13 protein-coding genes and 1 other annotated feature (1 of these 14 running past the window's edge) are annotated in these 14,213 nt (G+C 46.8%); of the genes, 9 read left to right on the top strand and 4 right to left on the bottom strand.

Annotated features, from left to right (window positions below):
• Positions 1-257: a binding site (T-box leader), on the top strand (it extends 18 nt beyond the left edge of the window).
• A gap of 116 nt (positions 258-373) precedes the next feature.
• Genes C558_RS0114570 through murC form a run of 3 tightly spaced genes read left to right on the top strand, consistent with a single transcriptional unit; the run spans position 374 to position 5,827 of the window.
• Entirely contained in the window at positions 374-3,043 is a 2,670-nt protein-coding gene (locus C558_RS0114570; RefSeq protein WP_018757020.1) for a valine--tRNA ligase, read from the top strand.
• Positions 3,044-3,063: 20 nt separating this feature from the next.
• Positions 3,064-4,443: a bifunctional folylpolyglutamate synthase/dihydrofolate synthase gene (locus C558_RS0114575; RefSeq protein WP_018757021.1), complete on the top strand. Its 1,380-nt coding sequence runs from the start codon at positions 3,064-3,066 to the stop codon at positions 4,441-4,443.
• 7 nt (positions 4,444-4,450) lie between these two features.
• On the top strand, positions 4,451-5,827 hold the full coding sequence (murC, locus tag C558_RS0114580; protein WP_018757022.1) for a UDP-N-acetylmuramate--L-alanine ligase: 1,377 nt from the start codon (positions 4,451-4,453) through the stop codon (positions 5,825-5,827).
• 92 nt (positions 5,828-5,919) lie between these two features.
• Here murC and C558_RS0114585 read toward each other — a convergent pair whose 3' ends face one another.
• The 4 genes from C558_RS0114585 to C558_RS0114600 are packed head-to-tail and all read right to left on the bottom strand — an operon-like array spanning position 5,920 to position 9,002.
• Positions 5,920-6,540, bottom strand: a complete 621-nt coding sequence (locus C558_RS0114585) for a YitT family protein (protein WP_018757023.1) — start codon at positions 6,538-6,540, stop codon at positions 5,920-5,922.
• 52 nt (positions 6,541-6,592) lie between these two features.
• The gene (spoVAD, locus tag C558_RS0114590; RefSeq protein ID WP_018757024.1) at positions 6,593-7,612 is read right to left on the bottom strand and encodes a stage V sporulation protein AD; all 1,020 of its coding nucleotides are present in this window, start codon (positions 7,610-7,612) and stop codon (positions 6,593-6,595) included.
• A complete protein-coding gene (gene spoVAC / locus C558_RS0114595) occupies positions 7,612-8,103 on the bottom strand; it encodes a stage V sporulation protein AC (protein WP_018757025.1) in 492 nt (163 codons plus the stop codon). The genes spoVAD and spoVAC overlap by 1 nt, the downstream gene beginning before the upstream one ends.
• Before the next feature lie 38 nt (positions 8,104-8,141).
• A complete protein-coding gene (locus C558_RS0114600; protein ID WP_018757026.1) occupies positions 8,142-9,002 on the bottom strand; it encodes a DUF421 domain-containing protein in 861 nt (286 codons plus the stop codon).
• Positions 9,003-9,143: 141 nt separating this feature from the next.
• Between C558_RS0114600 and C558_RS0114605 the strand changes: the two genes are divergently transcribed.
• The 6 genes from C558_RS0114605 (at position 9,144) to mreC (ending at position 14,205) form a co-directional block, all read left to right on the top strand.
• Positions 9,144-9,350 (top strand): DUF1657 domain-containing protein, encoded by a 207-nt coding sequence (locus C558_RS0114605; protein ID WP_018757027.1) that lies wholly within the window; start codon positions 9,144-9,146, stop codon positions 9,348-9,350.
• Positions 9,351-9,504: 154 nt separating this feature from the next.
• Positions 9,505-10,758, top strand: coding sequence for an SPOR domain-containing protein (locus C558_RS31055; protein WP_018757028.1), 1,254 nt, complete (start codon positions 9,505-9,507; stop codon positions 10,756-10,758).
• Between the two features lie 124 nt (positions 10,759-10,882).
• On the top strand, positions 10,883-11,482 hold the full coding sequence (locus C558_RS0114615) for a Maf family protein (protein WP_018757029.1): 600 nt from the start codon (positions 10,883-10,885) through the stop codon (positions 11,480-11,482).
• Between the two features lie 60 nt (positions 11,483-11,542).
• Complete coding sequence (gene radC / locus C558_RS0114620; protein ID WP_018757030.1) at positions 11,543-12,232, top strand: RadC family protein; 690 nt, start codon at positions 11,543-11,545, stop codon at positions 12,230-12,232.
• A gap of 71 nt (positions 12,233-12,303) precedes the next feature.
• A complete protein-coding gene (locus C558_RS0114625; protein WP_018757031.1) occupies positions 12,304-13,338 on the top strand; it encodes a rod shape-determining protein in 1,035 nt (344 codons plus the stop codon).
• A gap of 24 nt (positions 13,339-13,362) precedes the next feature.
• Positions 13,363-14,205 carry a rod shape-determining protein MreC gene (gene mreC / locus C558_RS0114630; RefSeq protein ID WP_281167124.1) on the top strand — a complete coding sequence of 281 codons (843 nt, stop codon included), beginning with the start codon at positions 13,363-13,365 and terminating at the stop codon, positions 14,203-14,205.
• The last annotated feature ends 8 nt before the right edge of the window (positions 14,206-14,213 follow it).

Genomic DNA, 14,213 nt, shown 5'->3' on the forward strand with positions numbered 1-14,213 from the left:
AATAGTAGGCACCGAACCCTTCAGAGAGTGGAGCTGACTGACGCTGTGAGGCTCCGCAGGATGTAGTTGCTGAAGTCGCCCTGGAGTTGTTTGTTCGAATCCTTCTAGATGCAGATGTATCTGCGATGAATGGAAGAGCTAGTGCAAACCGGTTGCAGCCGTTATCTGTTGAGTGTCGCATGCTATAGGTAGATGATGTTTGTTAGCGGTATGCGAAACAAAGGTGGTACCACGGAAGATATCCTTTCGTCCTTTGAGACGAAGGGTTTTTTTATTTGTTCAATTCCCAAGTTTATTGGTTTTTCCTATAGACTTATACATGGATTGAACGTGTAGGTGTAGACTCTGAATGTAAATAAATGGAGGGTTTATCATGTCAGAAGCACAGGATAATAAGAACCAGACGTCAATGCCAACGACGTATGATCCAAAAGCGGCCGAGCAGAAGTGGTACGATTTCTGGATGAAAAATGAATTTTTCAAAGCAGGACAACGTCCGGATGCGCCGAAGTATTCCATCGTGATCCCACCGCCGAACGTAACAGGAATGCTTCATATTGGGCATGCGCTCGATTTTACATTGCAAGATATTCTTGTGCGTACGAAGCGGATGCAGGGTTATGATGCGTTGTGGCTGCCAGGTTCTGACCATGCAGGGATTGCGACACAGACGAAGGTTGAGCAGAAGCTGCGTGAAGGCGGCGTAACGCGCCATGATCTGGGACGTGAGAAATTTCTAGAGCAAGTATGGGATTGGAAAGAAACTTACGCGAACACGATACGTGAGCAATGGGCAAAAATGGGGTTGTCACTCGACTATTCCCGTGAGCGGTTTACACTCGATGAGGGTCTGTCCAAAGCGGTTCGTGAAGTCTTCGTGAAGCTCTATGAAAAAGGCTTGATCTATCGCGGCAAATATATCATTAACTGGGATCCGGCAGCACGCACAGCATTGTCGGATATTGAAGTAGAGTATAAGGAAGTACAAGGCCATTTGTATCATTTGAAATATCCACTTGCAGATGGTAGCGGTTCGATCACAGTGGCAACGACGCGTCCGGAGACGATGCTCGGTGATACAGCGGTTGCAGTTCATCCCAAAGATGAACGTTACAAAGATATGATTGGCAAGATGCTTATCCTTCCAATTGTTGGGCGTGAAATTCCGGTGATTGCGGATGATTATGTTGAGAAAGACTTCGGAAGCGGCGCGGTGAAAATTACGCCAGCACATGATCCGAATGACTTTGAAATGGGTCTTCGCCATGATCTTCCACAAATCACAGTGATGGATGAGTCCGGCGTCATGAACGAGCTTGCTGGTAAGTACCAAGGAATCGATCGTGCGGATTGCCGGAAGCAAATCGTAAATGACTTGAAAGAACTTGGTGTATTGATCAAGATTGAAGATCATGTTCATCAAGTAGGACATAGCGAGCGCAGCGGAGCTGTGGTTGAACCTTATCTCTCCACACAATGGTTCGTACGAATGAAACCATTAGCTGAACGTGCGATTGAAGCGCAGAAGTCAGGCAAAGGCGTTAACTTTGTTCCGGATCGGTTCGAGAAAACATACTTGAACTGGATTGAGAATGTTCGTGACTGGTGTATTTCCAGACAGCTCTGGTGGGGACACCGTATTCCAGCTTGGTATTGTAATGATTGCGGTGAGCTTCATGTGGCGCATGAAGATGTAACGGCTTGCTGCAAATGTGGAAGCGCGAACCTAAAACAAGACGAGGATGTACTGGATACGTGGTTTAGTTCAGCACTATGGCCTTTCTCAACACTTGGGTGGCCAGAAGATACAGAAGATTTGAAACGCTACTACCCGGTTGATGTGCTCGTAACAGGTTACGACATCATTTATTTCTGGGTTGCTCGCATGATCTTCACGGCGCTGGAATTCACTGATGAAATTCCGTTCAAAGATGTATTAATGCATGGTCTTGTTCGTGATTCCGAAGGACGCAAAATGTCCAAATCCCTCGGCAATGGTGTTGACCCGCTTGAGGTTATCGACAAATACGGTACAGACGCTATGCGCTACATGATCTCCACGAGCAGCACGCCAGGGCAAGACCTGCGTTTCCGCTGGGAGCGGGTTGAACAGGCACGTAACTTTGCCAATAAAATTTGGAATGCCTCCCGTTTTGCGTTGATGAATCTTGAAGGCTTCACGGTTGATCAGATCGATATCAGCGGTAATCTCTCAACGGCGGATCGCTGGATCCTACACCGTTTGAACGAAACTGCACGTGATATTACACGTCTGATGGATTCTTACGAATTTGGTGAGACAGGACGCCTCTTGTATAACTTTATCTGGGATGATCTGTGTGATTGGTACATCGAGTTCGCGAAGCTTAGTCTCTACGGTGAGGATGCGGAAGCGAAACGTACGACTCAATCCGTATTGTCCTACGTGCTTGACCGTACACAGCGGATGATCCATCCATTCATGCCTTATATTTCCGAGGAAATATGGCAGCATTTGCCGCATGAAGGCGAGACGATTACGCTTGCTGCTTGGCCGACATACGATGAGAAATTGGAAGCTCCGGATGCCGTGAAAGAAATGAACTTGCTGATGGACATTATCCGCGCTGTTCGTAACGTACGTGCAGAAGTGAACGTTCCGATGAGCAAGAAAATCGAACTTGTCATTAAATCGGCTGATGCGCAGAGCGATGCGATTATCCGTAACAATGAAGGCTACATCAAACGTTTCTGTAACACTTCGCAGTTCGAAGCTTCTACAGACATTGCTGTGCCAGAAAAAGCGATGACAGCCATCGTGACGGGCGCCGAGCTGTATCTCCCGCTTGCAGGATTGATCGATATTGCGCAGGAAATTGAGCGTCTTGAAAAAGAAGTGAAGAATTTAAGAAGCGAAGTTGAACGTGTCGATAAGAAGCTTGCCAATGAAGGTTTTGTTGCCAAAGCACCTGCTAAAGTCATCGAAGAAGAGCGCGCGAAACAGCAGGATTATTCCGATAAGCTTGACAAAGTGCTTGCACGCATTCAAGAGCTGCAAAGCTAAGAGTGAAGGGTGAGATCACCATGGCGGACAATCGCGGGGCTGTAACGACAGCCCCTTTCGACCAATACCAACAAGCAGTAGATTGGATTAACGGACTCATTCCATTCGGGATTCGTCCTGGTATGCAGCGTATTGAGTTGATGATGGAGCGGCTCGGGCATCCGGAGCGCACATTGAAATTCATTCATGTCGCGGGGACGAACGGTAAAGGATCGACGTGTGCGTTTCTTACCTCTGTGCTTCGTCAATCGGGTTATGATGTCGGAACGTTCACATCACCGTATATTACGAAGTTTACAGATCGCTTCCAGTATAATGGCACGAACATTCCTGAAGAGACTTTGCTAGCGATCACGAATACTTTGAGGCCTCTCGTTGAAGAGATAGCCGCGTCTGAATTGGGATCACCAACGATGTTCGAGGTCTCGACGACGATTGCGATTATCTATTATGCGAAGGTTGTGTTCCCTGACTTTGTCGTCTGGGAGACAGGCCTTGGCGGACGTATGGATGTGACCAACATCGTAACACCGATCATCTCGATTATTACGAATGTCGGCCACGATCATATGGATATTCTCGGCGATTCGCTGGAGGCGATTGCCCGGGAAAAGGCAGGGATTATCAAACCAGGCGTGCCGATCGTTAGCTCCGTGGAGCAGCCTGAAGTGATTGAAGTGATTCGTAATACGGCGCAGCACCAGAAATCAACTTTGTACTTAATGAATGATCAATATCGTCTCACGACGTTATCAAGTGAAGAGAATCAACAAGTTTTTAAGTTCCAAGGGCCGTTCCGTACGTTGGATCAGTTAACGATTCAATTGAATGGTGCGCATCAGATTAAGAATGCTGGTGTAACAGTGATGGCGCTGGAAGTACTGAAACAATATTATGCATTGCTGATTGATGATGAAGATTTGCTGGAAGGATTGCGAGCAGCTGCATGGGCTGGACGGCTCGAGATGATCTCGGAGCAGCCGCGCCTATTAGTTGACGGGGCCCATAATCCTGAAGGTGCAGCAACCCTCGCACAAGCACTGCGCGAGACGTATACGTACGAGCGTGTACATTTGATGATGGGAATGTTATCAACGAAGAATCATACAGACTATTTACGGCATATACTACCAATAGTGGATACGCTCATTTTGACCGAGCCTGATTTCCGTAAAAAAATGAATGCGGAGGATCTCTACGCCATCGTGCAAAACGTATTGGCAGAGTCGCCGCGTCCTGATCTTCAGATCATCATCGAACCGAACTGGAAGGCGGCGCTTGCGAAGCTAGCGTCTATGGCAGCTCCTGCAGATTTAACCGTTGTCTCCGGTACTTTGTATTTAATCGCAGATGTACGATCTTATATTTTGTATCAAACCGATTCTGAAAAAGGTTGGTGAGGATTTCTTGAATACAACAGAACATGTTCATTTTATCGGTATTGGCGGCTACGGAATGAGCGCGATTGCTCGCGTAATGCTAGAGATGGGTTACACCGTAACGGGCTCCGATGTCGCAGCGCAAGAGTTAACAGAGAAGCTCGCGAAGAATGGCGCCAAAATATATATTGGCCATACGGCGGATAATGTTGAAGGGGCTGACCTCGTCGTCTATTCAACGGCTTTATCCAAAGACAATGTGGAACGCGTAAGGGCGGAAACGCTCAATATCCCGGTTCTGCATCGTGCACAGATGTTAGCACGGTTAATGAATACCCGTAAAGGCGTTGCTGTAGCGGGTGCGCATGGCAAGACAACGACCTCGTCGATGATCGCGCTTGTCATGGAGCAATGTGGTACGGACCCGACCTATATCATCGGTGGCGAGATTATGAATATGGGGACCAACGCGAAGGCTGGAAAAGGCGATTATGTCGTCGCAGAAGCCGATGAGAGCGATGGCTCCTTCTTGCAATATCATCCACAAATAGGGATTGTGACGAATATCGAAGCGGATCATCTGGAGAACTATGACGGGGATTATGCGAAGCTGAAACAAGCTTATGTGCGATTCCTGAACCAAGTGAAGCCAGGCGGTAAAGCTATCGTCAGCGCGGATGATGAGATTCTGCAAGCAATGATTCCGAATCTCCAATGTGATGTGCTTACATACGGCATCGACTCGCCTGCGGATTATCGGGCGACAGATATCGTACTTGGCGATCGTAAGAGTTCGTTCACCTTTACCTATCAAGATGTTCCACTCGGGACTATCGAGCTGTCAGTACCGGGACGACACAACATCTCGAATGCGATGGCAACGATTATTACGTGCATGCAAGCGGACATTCCATTCTATGCCATTGCAGAGTCGATTAAGGAATTCCGTGGTGCGAAACGTCGGTTCCAAGTGCTCGGTGAAGTAAATGATATTCTCGTTATTGATGACTATGCGCATCATCCGACAGAAATTCAAGCAACGATCCAAGCGGCGAAGTCCACGGGTAAACGTATTATTGCAGTGTTCCAGCCGCAGCGCTATACACGGACGTATTTCTTGCTGGAACAGTTCAGTCAAGCTTTTGGTGACGCAGATGAGGTTATTATTACGGATATCTATTCGCCTGCAGGCGAGAAACAGATCGAAGGGATCACTTCGTCCAGACTTGTTGATATGATCATTCAGAACAGCAATCCGAACACGAAGTATATTCCAACGAAGGAAGAAGTATTATCGAAGTTAAGCGAGGATGTGAAACCTGGCGATCTAGTCATTACGATGGGTGCAGGTGATATTTGGAAGGCGGCAGATGGTCTAGCAAAGGCACTGCGTGCACGCTTCTAATCGTTATATTCCCGATTCAGACTTATCTATCGTTCAATAGAAACGTCCAACCTTATGGGTTGGACGTTTTTTGGCGTTGCTATCGATTTGAATTATGTTTTCCATGGTAAAGTGACTTCTCGAGGGGCTCTCCGATAGCAGCAAACGCCTGTCGAGAGGCCTCCGATGGTAATGGTCAGAATGGATAGGAAGAAGGTTCGGGGCGAGAATAATAGACCACCCAGGGTAATAATGAGTCCGTCTAGAATGAAAATGGTGAATCCTACATTGACGGATAATTTATCCGCGATGTATTTGGCGAGCAGATCGGTTCCGCCGGTGCTAATATTGTTTCGAAGCATGATGCCAAATCCGACTCCCATAAAGATCCCTCCAATGAAGGAACTGGTAATGGGATGGATATGCAACGGAGCAAGGAGGTTATGGCTAATGCCTGAGAAAAGGTCAATGAAAAAGGAGGAAATAATCATGCCTGGGAAGCTGCTGAAGAAAAAATGGCGATATTTGAACCAGGCGAGCACCAGGATCGGCAAACTACACAGAATAAAGGTGATGCCTATGTTCGCCTTCCACATGTAATTGAGAATTAACGCGATGCCGATAACGCCTCCATCGAGAACATTGTAGGGGATTAGGAATAGATTGATTCCGATCGCGAGTAGCATGCTTCCCGCGATCGTCGCAACAATCTTATTGAATAACTGCACTTTCATCAGCTCCACTTTCGACAACCGAATAAAATCTAGGTCTTCTCTGATGTATATGCTAGTTTGTCCCGTCATATTCAATGGATACGGCATGTGCGATACAAGGAATACTTTCACCTTGCTGATAAGAGATTGGGGATAGAAGCGCACCGGTGGCAACGACGAGAATTCTTTTCCACGTTCCGGCTCGAAGCTGCTTGAGCAAATGCCCGTAAGTAACGGTAGCAGAGCATCCACATCCACTAGCTCCCGCTTGGACGGATTGGTTCTCATAGTCATAGATCATCATGCCGCAATCCCGGAAATCCGTCTGATTCATAGGGATGTGATGTTTCTTGAGCAGTTCACTTGCGATTTCATATCCGACCTTTGCTAGATCCCCTGTAACGATTAGATCATAATGCCCAGGTTCAATCCGCAAATCTCGGAAATGCGCTTGAATGGTATCTACGGCTGCTGGTGCCATAGCAGCACCCATATTGAATGGGTCTGTAATGCCCATATCTATGACACGCCCAATCGTAGCTGAGGTGATGAGAGGGCCTTCGCCATGTTTGGAGACGACGGCAGCTCCTGCACCCGTGACAGTATATTGAGCGGTTGGCGGTTTCTGGGACCCATATTCCGTCGGATAACGGAACTGCTTCTCAGCGGTTGCATTGTGGCTCCCTGTTACAGCTAAAGCGTAGTGAGCGGAGCCAGAGTTTACGATCAACGAGGCGAGTGCAAGGCTCTCCATCGAAGTGGAACAAGCGCCAAATACCCCTAGATAAGGGATGCTGAGGGTTCTAGCCGCGAAGCTTGAACTAATAATTTGATTGAGCAAATCGCCTCCGACGTAGAATTGAATTTGCTCTTTCGTTAATCCGGCGCTTTCGATGGCGATTTTGGCTGCCTCTTCGATGAGCTTGTTCTCCGCTTTTTCCCATGTACTCTGACCTAACATGAGGTCGCCATGGATAATATCAAAGTCATTCGCTAATGGGCCCTGTCCCTCAAAAGGACCTACAACCGATGCGCTTCCGAATATGCGAGGCTTATTCTCGAATATCCAAGATTGATGTCCTCTTAGTGTCATTAGGACCCGGCCCCCGTTCCGTTAAACTGAAGAATCATATGCACGATCCCGACAATGAAGGCTGCGACGGTACCAAATACAATAACAGGCCCTGCCACTTTGAACATTTGCCCACCCACGCCAAGTACAACGCCCTCACTACGATGCTCGATTGCTGCTGATGCCATGGAGTTCGCAAATCCTGTAACAGGAACCGCAGTCCCTGCTCCAGCCCATTGCGCGATTTTATCATAGACCCCGAAGCTCGTTAAGATGACTGACAAGAGCACCATGATGGCTACGGTTGGATTTCCTGCTGTTTTCTCTGTGAATCCGCCCCATGTGATAAAGGCTTTGGTAATACATTCACCTATGAGACAAATGATCCCACCCGACAGAAATGCCCGCACGCAGTTCTTAAAGGTCGTTCGTTTGGGTTCAATTCGTTTCGCAAGGGCTTGGTATTCCTGCTGCACGGGCGTTAACTTCTGTTTCTTCTGCTTTTCCGACAAAACCATAACCTCCTTCAAAATCTAAACAGATCAATGCATTAACGGGTAAGCAAAGGTCTCATATCTACGATGACCTGGTCCATCTGATCTACACATTGTGTATAAAGCGCCTTGGCAGCTTCATTTTCCGAGGATAACGCGAATAATTCTAAATCTGCCTCGCATTTTTTCAGTGTAGCAAACAGGGTTGCTTTCTTCTGCGGCTCGGGCACTTGGATTTGATCGTCATAGAGGTCGACATACAGCTGTCCGTATGAATCCACTTGACCCAAGTATACGTTCTCGATGGCCACGCCAAGGGTCTCTAGCTCTCGATTTAGCCAGTTACGGTTGTAACCGAATGCAGCTAATCCCTCATCCATAAGCTTTCCATCCATAATAACAGCCTCTGGTGATTTATCAGGTGAGACCTTAATACCCAAATGCTTTGGCGTAAGCGGTTGATTCTCGCGTTTGAGCAAGATATTGAACTCCCCGTTCGATTCCATAATGGCAAATTCAACGTCCGCCGCATTGAACACATTTTTTTTGCGCAGCTGGGATAATAGCTCATCGGAGGTAACGCGAACCTTCTTCAAGTTATCTTCAAGAATTTTGCCATCCTTAATGAGGACCTCAGATTTGCTATCTATAAAATCCCGAAGCTTTTTGGTCTTCAACTGCACCATTTCAATGATGAAGGATACACCAACCCACACGGCGAGGGAGATGATACCAAGCCCCCAATGCTTCTCTAAATCCATGGAGATGTATGCAGCAAGGCTACCAATCGTAATCCCCGTAATGTACTCGAACAGAGATAGCTGCGCGACCTGACGTTTTCCTAATACTTTGGTGAAGAAAAACAGAACCAAAACAGCCACCAATGTACGAAGGGCAGCTTCAAACCATTCAGGCATCGTTTTTTCGACTCCTTCCCCTTTATGTTTTGTCAAAAGTTGTGAACAGGATTCATATGAAATGTTCCCGCAAAGTGAGAAGAATATTCTGGTGACATTCGGACACATTAGAGTGGTATTTGTAAAAAGGAGGTGTGAGAAATGACCGTTGGATCCCAAGTGAAAACCACTTTAGCAAGTTTGAAAAGTGCTCAAGCGAGTCTAGAATCCTTCGCGCTTGAAACGCAAAATCAAGAAGCGAAAAAAATGTTCGAGTCCGCTGCGCAGTCGACACAATCAGTCGTATCGCAAGTTGAAGCCCGCGTACAACAACTCGAAAATGAAGAGCCGCAATTTAAAGGGTTCTAGACATTTCGATAAGAAGGACAGGAGTGGGAAATCTCGATTCTTTGCACAAGCAGAGGATCGAGATTTTTTTGTCATGCCATGGAGAAGCAGTTATAAATCTCTCAACTCTATCATAAGAATGATATTAGAAGATTGGACAAGGGAGAGGGTAAGCATGAGTAAGGCCAAAATGACGTTTCGCTTCGATGATCCGCCGCGTAAGTCGGGAGGAACAGAGATCATTCCTAATAATGATTCGGTAGAAGAAACTGTAGAGTCAACGACGGTTGGTCATGTTGTTCCGATCCAGAGGTACAGCTCCGATTATGGTGCATGGGACCCCACATTCGATGAAGAGACGAACCGTATTGAGAAGTTGATTCGTGGCGAAACCTCTTCGATCCAGCCCGAAGTCATCCTTCCAAAGTCACAGCCGCGGATTGTGGATATGATCCAAGATTCAGAGGAACATGTAGAACGATCCAATGCTGAATTAGGAAATCATAGTGAAGAAGGGCATAGTGTACAATGGACGGAGCTGCCAGTCGGTGGATTTTATCGTAAAACAAGAAATCCTTCATGGGTCAAAGTCGTTGCCTCTGTCGCTGGCGCAATTGTGACAGGTGCTGTATTCGGCTTCGTTGTATTATCGTTATTTCAAGGGGAAGTGAGTCTGCCAGGTGTGAAGTCGGGCTCTTTATCGGATAATGTTCGTACAAGCGGTAGTGTTCAGACTTCAGGTAAGGTGGCGGAGTCCGGGGTGAAGCAAGGAGCGATCACACCAGGTGAAGCGGTTAACATAACGATTCAACGTGATGCGAAGACCTATTATATGCTACAGTATGGTGTTTTCAAAGATCTAGCAGGTGTAAATACTGCGCAGCAGGAGTTGACGGATAAAGGCTTGGCCGCGTTCGGAGATACTACGGATCAGAATCGGGTGTATGCCGGTATGGCGACATCGCGTGAAGAGGCCCAGTTGATGAAAGCTGAGCTGGCACTGCAAGGAGTTGAGCTCTATGTTCGAGATTTGCAGCTGCCGGAGACGACGCAATTGATGTATGCTGGTGATGCGTCACAGATGGAGCAATTTCTGAAACAGAGCGATCAGGTGGTTCAAATTCTATTACAGATGTCAACAGCACAGCTAGAGCGTAAAGACCCTACGGCTTATACACAGGCAGAATTGTTAGCCATTAAGGATGCGCATCAGAAATGGACAGAGCTTGGTACAGTGGCGGTCAAAGGCCTGCCAGAGTCTTCGAAGGAAGCTTGGGGGAAAATGACCCAGTCGATGAACACGGCAATTATCTCGTTAAATGAATACGGTAAGCAGCTGTCGACATCCCATCTATGGAGCATTCAATCCGCATTGATGGCGTTCGTGGTAAGTGAGAAAAATTGGATGGCGTCTATGCAAGCCGTGTGAGATAAAGTATATCTAACCGATAGGACCTGATTTCAAAGGCGCCTGTCGGTTTTTGGTTTGTGTTAAACCGTAAATATAAGTATAATGTGTAAAGGTGTAAAATAATGGTGAAGGGGAGTCGAAAATGCTGAATAGGGATCAACGTCGCCTCATCTTAGCGTCTGCATCACCACGAAGACAAGAGCTCATTCGCGTTCTGAATATCCCGTTCGAAATTCGTGTGAGTGATGTCGATGAGACCACGCCGACGTATTGGTCGCCGGCACAGGTCGCAGAGCAATTGGCGCTTCGCAAGGCTGAGGCTGTGCATCAGATGCTGCAGGAGGGCGATCAAGGCATTATCATTGGTGCGGATACCATTGTGGTGCTTGATTATCGTGTCCTTGGCAAACCAAAGGATGCAGAGGATGCGATATCGATGCTGAATCTGCTGGAAGGAAAGACACATCAGGTGTATAGCGGTGTGGCTTGTATTGATGCGCAGACAGGGGAGACCCATGTATCTCACCGTGTTACGTATGTCAAAATGAAGCATTTAACAGAACAGCAAGTGCAGCGGTATGTCGCAAGTGGGGAGCCTATGGATAAAGCGGGTTCGTACGCGATACAAGGATTAGGTTCAACGATTGTAGAGTCGATCGACGGATGTTATTTCAACGTCGTGGGTCTGCCGTTATCCTTGCTTAGTGATATGCTCACGAAATTTGGCATTGAAGTACTTTAAGAAAGCTAACTTATGGAAGATGTATTCTAGGATTATTTCAACAATGAAAGAGGGGAATTCATGGATTCGCAAGGGCTTGTTCTGCGCGATATCCCCCATGAAGAACGTCCAAGAGAACGCATGATACAGAATGGGGCAAGCGCACTTAGTCACGCTGAATTGCTAGCAATTCTTCTTCGCACAGGAACACAGCGAGAATCCGCTGTTCGCGTCGCTGAGCGGCTGCTTAAGCAAGTAGGCAACATTCGCCATTTGGTTGATATGACCGTAGAAGAAATGACACAAATCAAAGGCATCGGACCAGCAAAGGCTATTCAATTAAAGGCAGGTATTGAACTTGGTCGTCGCTTGTCAAGAGCGACAATGAATGAGAAGATTACCATTCGAAAGCCGTCAGATGCAGCAGATTTGCTCATGGAACAAATGCGTTATTTGCAGAAAGAACATTTTGTATGTTTGTTTCTCAACACCAAAAATCATGTGCTCCAACAAGAGACACTGTCGATGGGAAGCTTAAATGCTTCAATCGTTCATCCCCGAGAAATTTTCCGAGCTGCCATCAAGTGCAGCAGCGCATCAGTAATATGCGCTCACAACCATCCAAGCGGCGATCCAACGCCCAGTCCAGAAGACATTCAGCTTACGCAGCGTCTCGTCGAGGCCGGCAATATTATTGGCATTGAGGTGCTTGATCACCTCGTGATTGGTGATCAACGTTACATAAGTTTGAAGGAACAGGGACTTATGTAATATAATATTTAAATTATCAGCACGATAAGATAAACGATGAAGAGTTACAGGAAAGAAAGGGAGATTACAGCATGTTTGGAAGCTTCACGAAAGATTTAGGAATTGATTTGGGAACTGCAAATACACTTGTATATGTTCGAGGAAAAGGGATCGTTGTTCGCGAGCCTTCCGTTGTGGCGATCCGTACAGATACGAAAAAAATAGAAGCTGTTGGTGAGTCGGCTAAGAAAATGATCGGTCGTACACCGGGTAACATTCGCGCGATTCGTCCGATGAAAGACGGCGTTATCGCGGATTTCGATACGACTGCAACAATGATTAAATATTTTATTAGACAAGCTCAGAAGCAGCGCTCTGTATTCCCGCGTCATCCGAACGTGATGGTATGCGTACCTTCAGGGATTACAGCTGTAGAACAACGTGCGGTTGAAGATGCGACAAAGCAAGCAGGTGCGCGTGAAGCTTATACCATTGAAGAGCCATTCGCGGCAGCGATTGGTGCAGATCTTCCGGTATGGGAGCCGACAGGCAGCATGGTTGTTGATATTGGCGGCGGTACGACAGAAGTTGCGGTCATTTCGCTTGGCGGAATTGTAACAAGTCGTTCGGTTCGTGTTGCAGGCGACGAGATGGATGATGCTGTCATTCAATATATCAAACGGATTTATAACCTGATGATCGGTGAACGTACAGCTGAGCAAATTAAGGTCGATATTGCTTCCGCATTGCCGCTTGATCAAGTAGAGACGGTTGAAATTCGTGGACGCGATCTCGTATCTGGACTTCCGAAGACGCTCACGATCACCTCCGATGAGATTACAGAAGCGTTGCAGGATACCGTGAACTCTATCGTTGATGCGGTGAAGGTAACACTTGAGAAATGTCCACCAGAGCTCGCAGCGGATATTATGGACCGCGGGATCGTGTTGACAGGTGGCGGCGCATTGCTGCGTAATCTCGATAAATTGCTTGCACGTGAGACAGGTATGCCGGTTATTGTTGCGGAAGATCCTCTTGATTGTGTAGCAAAAGGTACCGGTCGTGCGCTAGAGAACATCCACTTATTTAAATCCAAAAGCAGTACGGCGGTTCGCTCGAAACGATAAGAGGTGTTTAAACTGTTTAAATTATTGGGGAATAAACGATTGTTCATATTATTGCTCGGCATGATTATATTCATCTCGCTTCTCGGCTTTACGTTGAGTAATAAACGAGAGAATTTAACATTTCCTGAGAAGATGATTAACGATACGTTTGGGTTCGCTCAAAGTTTATTTTACAAGCCCGCTGGCTTTATAGCGGGCTTGTTTGAAGATATTCGCGACCTGAACCATATCTATGAAGAAAATGAACAGCTGAAAATCGCAGTTTCGCACTATATTCGCGACAAAGCGAATTATAATTTCATTGCTGCTGATAATGAGAGATACCAGAAAGAACTGCATTTTACAGAAGAACAGAAGAAATTGTATAAATATGATTACCGCATTGCTCAGGTCGTGTCGGTGAATCAGGATCCGTACAATAAGAACATTACGATCAATATCGGTGAGAAGAACGGTGTGAAGCCGAATATGGCTGTCATTTCCGTCGATGGCATGGTCGGCACGATTAGTCATGTATCGCCGCTTACGAGTACGGTGAAGCTGCTTACAGACCTGAACGAAAAGAATCCGAATTCCAATGCGATTGCGGCAACGGCCATCGGTAAAGAGAACCAGTCGTTTGGACTTATTGAGAGTTACGATCCACAGACAGGCACGTATCTCATGACCAAGATTGATGAGAAGGACCCGCTTGCCGTTGGTGATACGATCGTCTCATCGGGGATCGGTGAAGCATTTCCACGCGGACTCATTATGGGAACGGTTATTTCCAGACAAGTCGGAGACTACGGCTTAACTCATACAGCGACGATCAAACCAGCAGCGAATTTCGATAATTGGAAAGAACTGTTCGTCGTGGTACCTTAACGTGGAGG

It is taken from the genome of Paenibacillus terrigena DSM 21567, assembly GCF_000374845.1.
GTDB lineage: Bacteria > Bacillota > Bacilli > Paenibacillales > Paenibacillaceae > Paenibacillus_K > Paenibacillus_K terrigena.

What these genes read in the sequence shown, in the direction of transcription:
- C558_RS0114605 (WP_018757027.1), top strand. Translation starts at nt 9,144, where the DNA reads ATGACCGTTGGATCCCAAGTGAAAACCACTTTAGCAAGTTTGAAAAGT.
- C558_RS0114575 (WP_018757021.1), top strand. Translation starts at nt 3,064, where the DNA reads ATGGCGGACAATCGCGGGGCTGTAACGACAGCCCCTTTCGACCAATAC.
- C558_RS0114570 (WP_018757020.1), top strand. Translation starts at nt 374, where the DNA reads ATGTCAGAAGCACAGGATAATAAGAACCAGACGTCAATGCCAACGACG.
- C558_RS0114585 (WP_018757023.1), bottom strand. Translation starts at nt 6,540, where the DNA reads ATGAAAGTGCAGTTATTCAATAAGATTGTTGCGACGATCGCGGGAAGC.
- C558_RS31055 (WP_018757028.1), top strand. Translation starts at nt 9,505, where the DNA reads ATGAGTAAGGCCAAAATGACGTTTCGCTTCGATGATCCGCCGCGTAAG.
- C558_RS0114625 (WP_018757031.1), top strand. Translation starts at nt 12,304, where the DNA reads ATGTTTGGAAGCTTCACGAAAGATTTAGGAATTGATTTGGGAACTGCA.
- spoVAD (WP_018757024.1), bottom strand. Translation starts at nt 7,612, where the DNA reads ATGACACTAAGAGGACATCAATCTTGGATATTCGAGAATAAGCCTCGC.
- radC (WP_018757030.1), top strand. Translation starts at nt 11,543, where the DNA reads ATGGATTCGCAAGGGCTTGTTCTGCGCGATATCCCCCATGAAGAACGT.
- C558_RS0114615 (WP_018757029.1), top strand. Translation starts at nt 10,883, where the DNA reads ATGCTGAATAGGGATCAACGTCGCCTCATCTTAGCGTCTGCATCACCA.
- C558_RS0114600 (WP_018757026.1), bottom strand. Translation starts at nt 9,002, where the DNA reads ATGCCTGAATGGTTTGAAGCTGCCCTTCGTACATTGGTGGCTGTTTTG.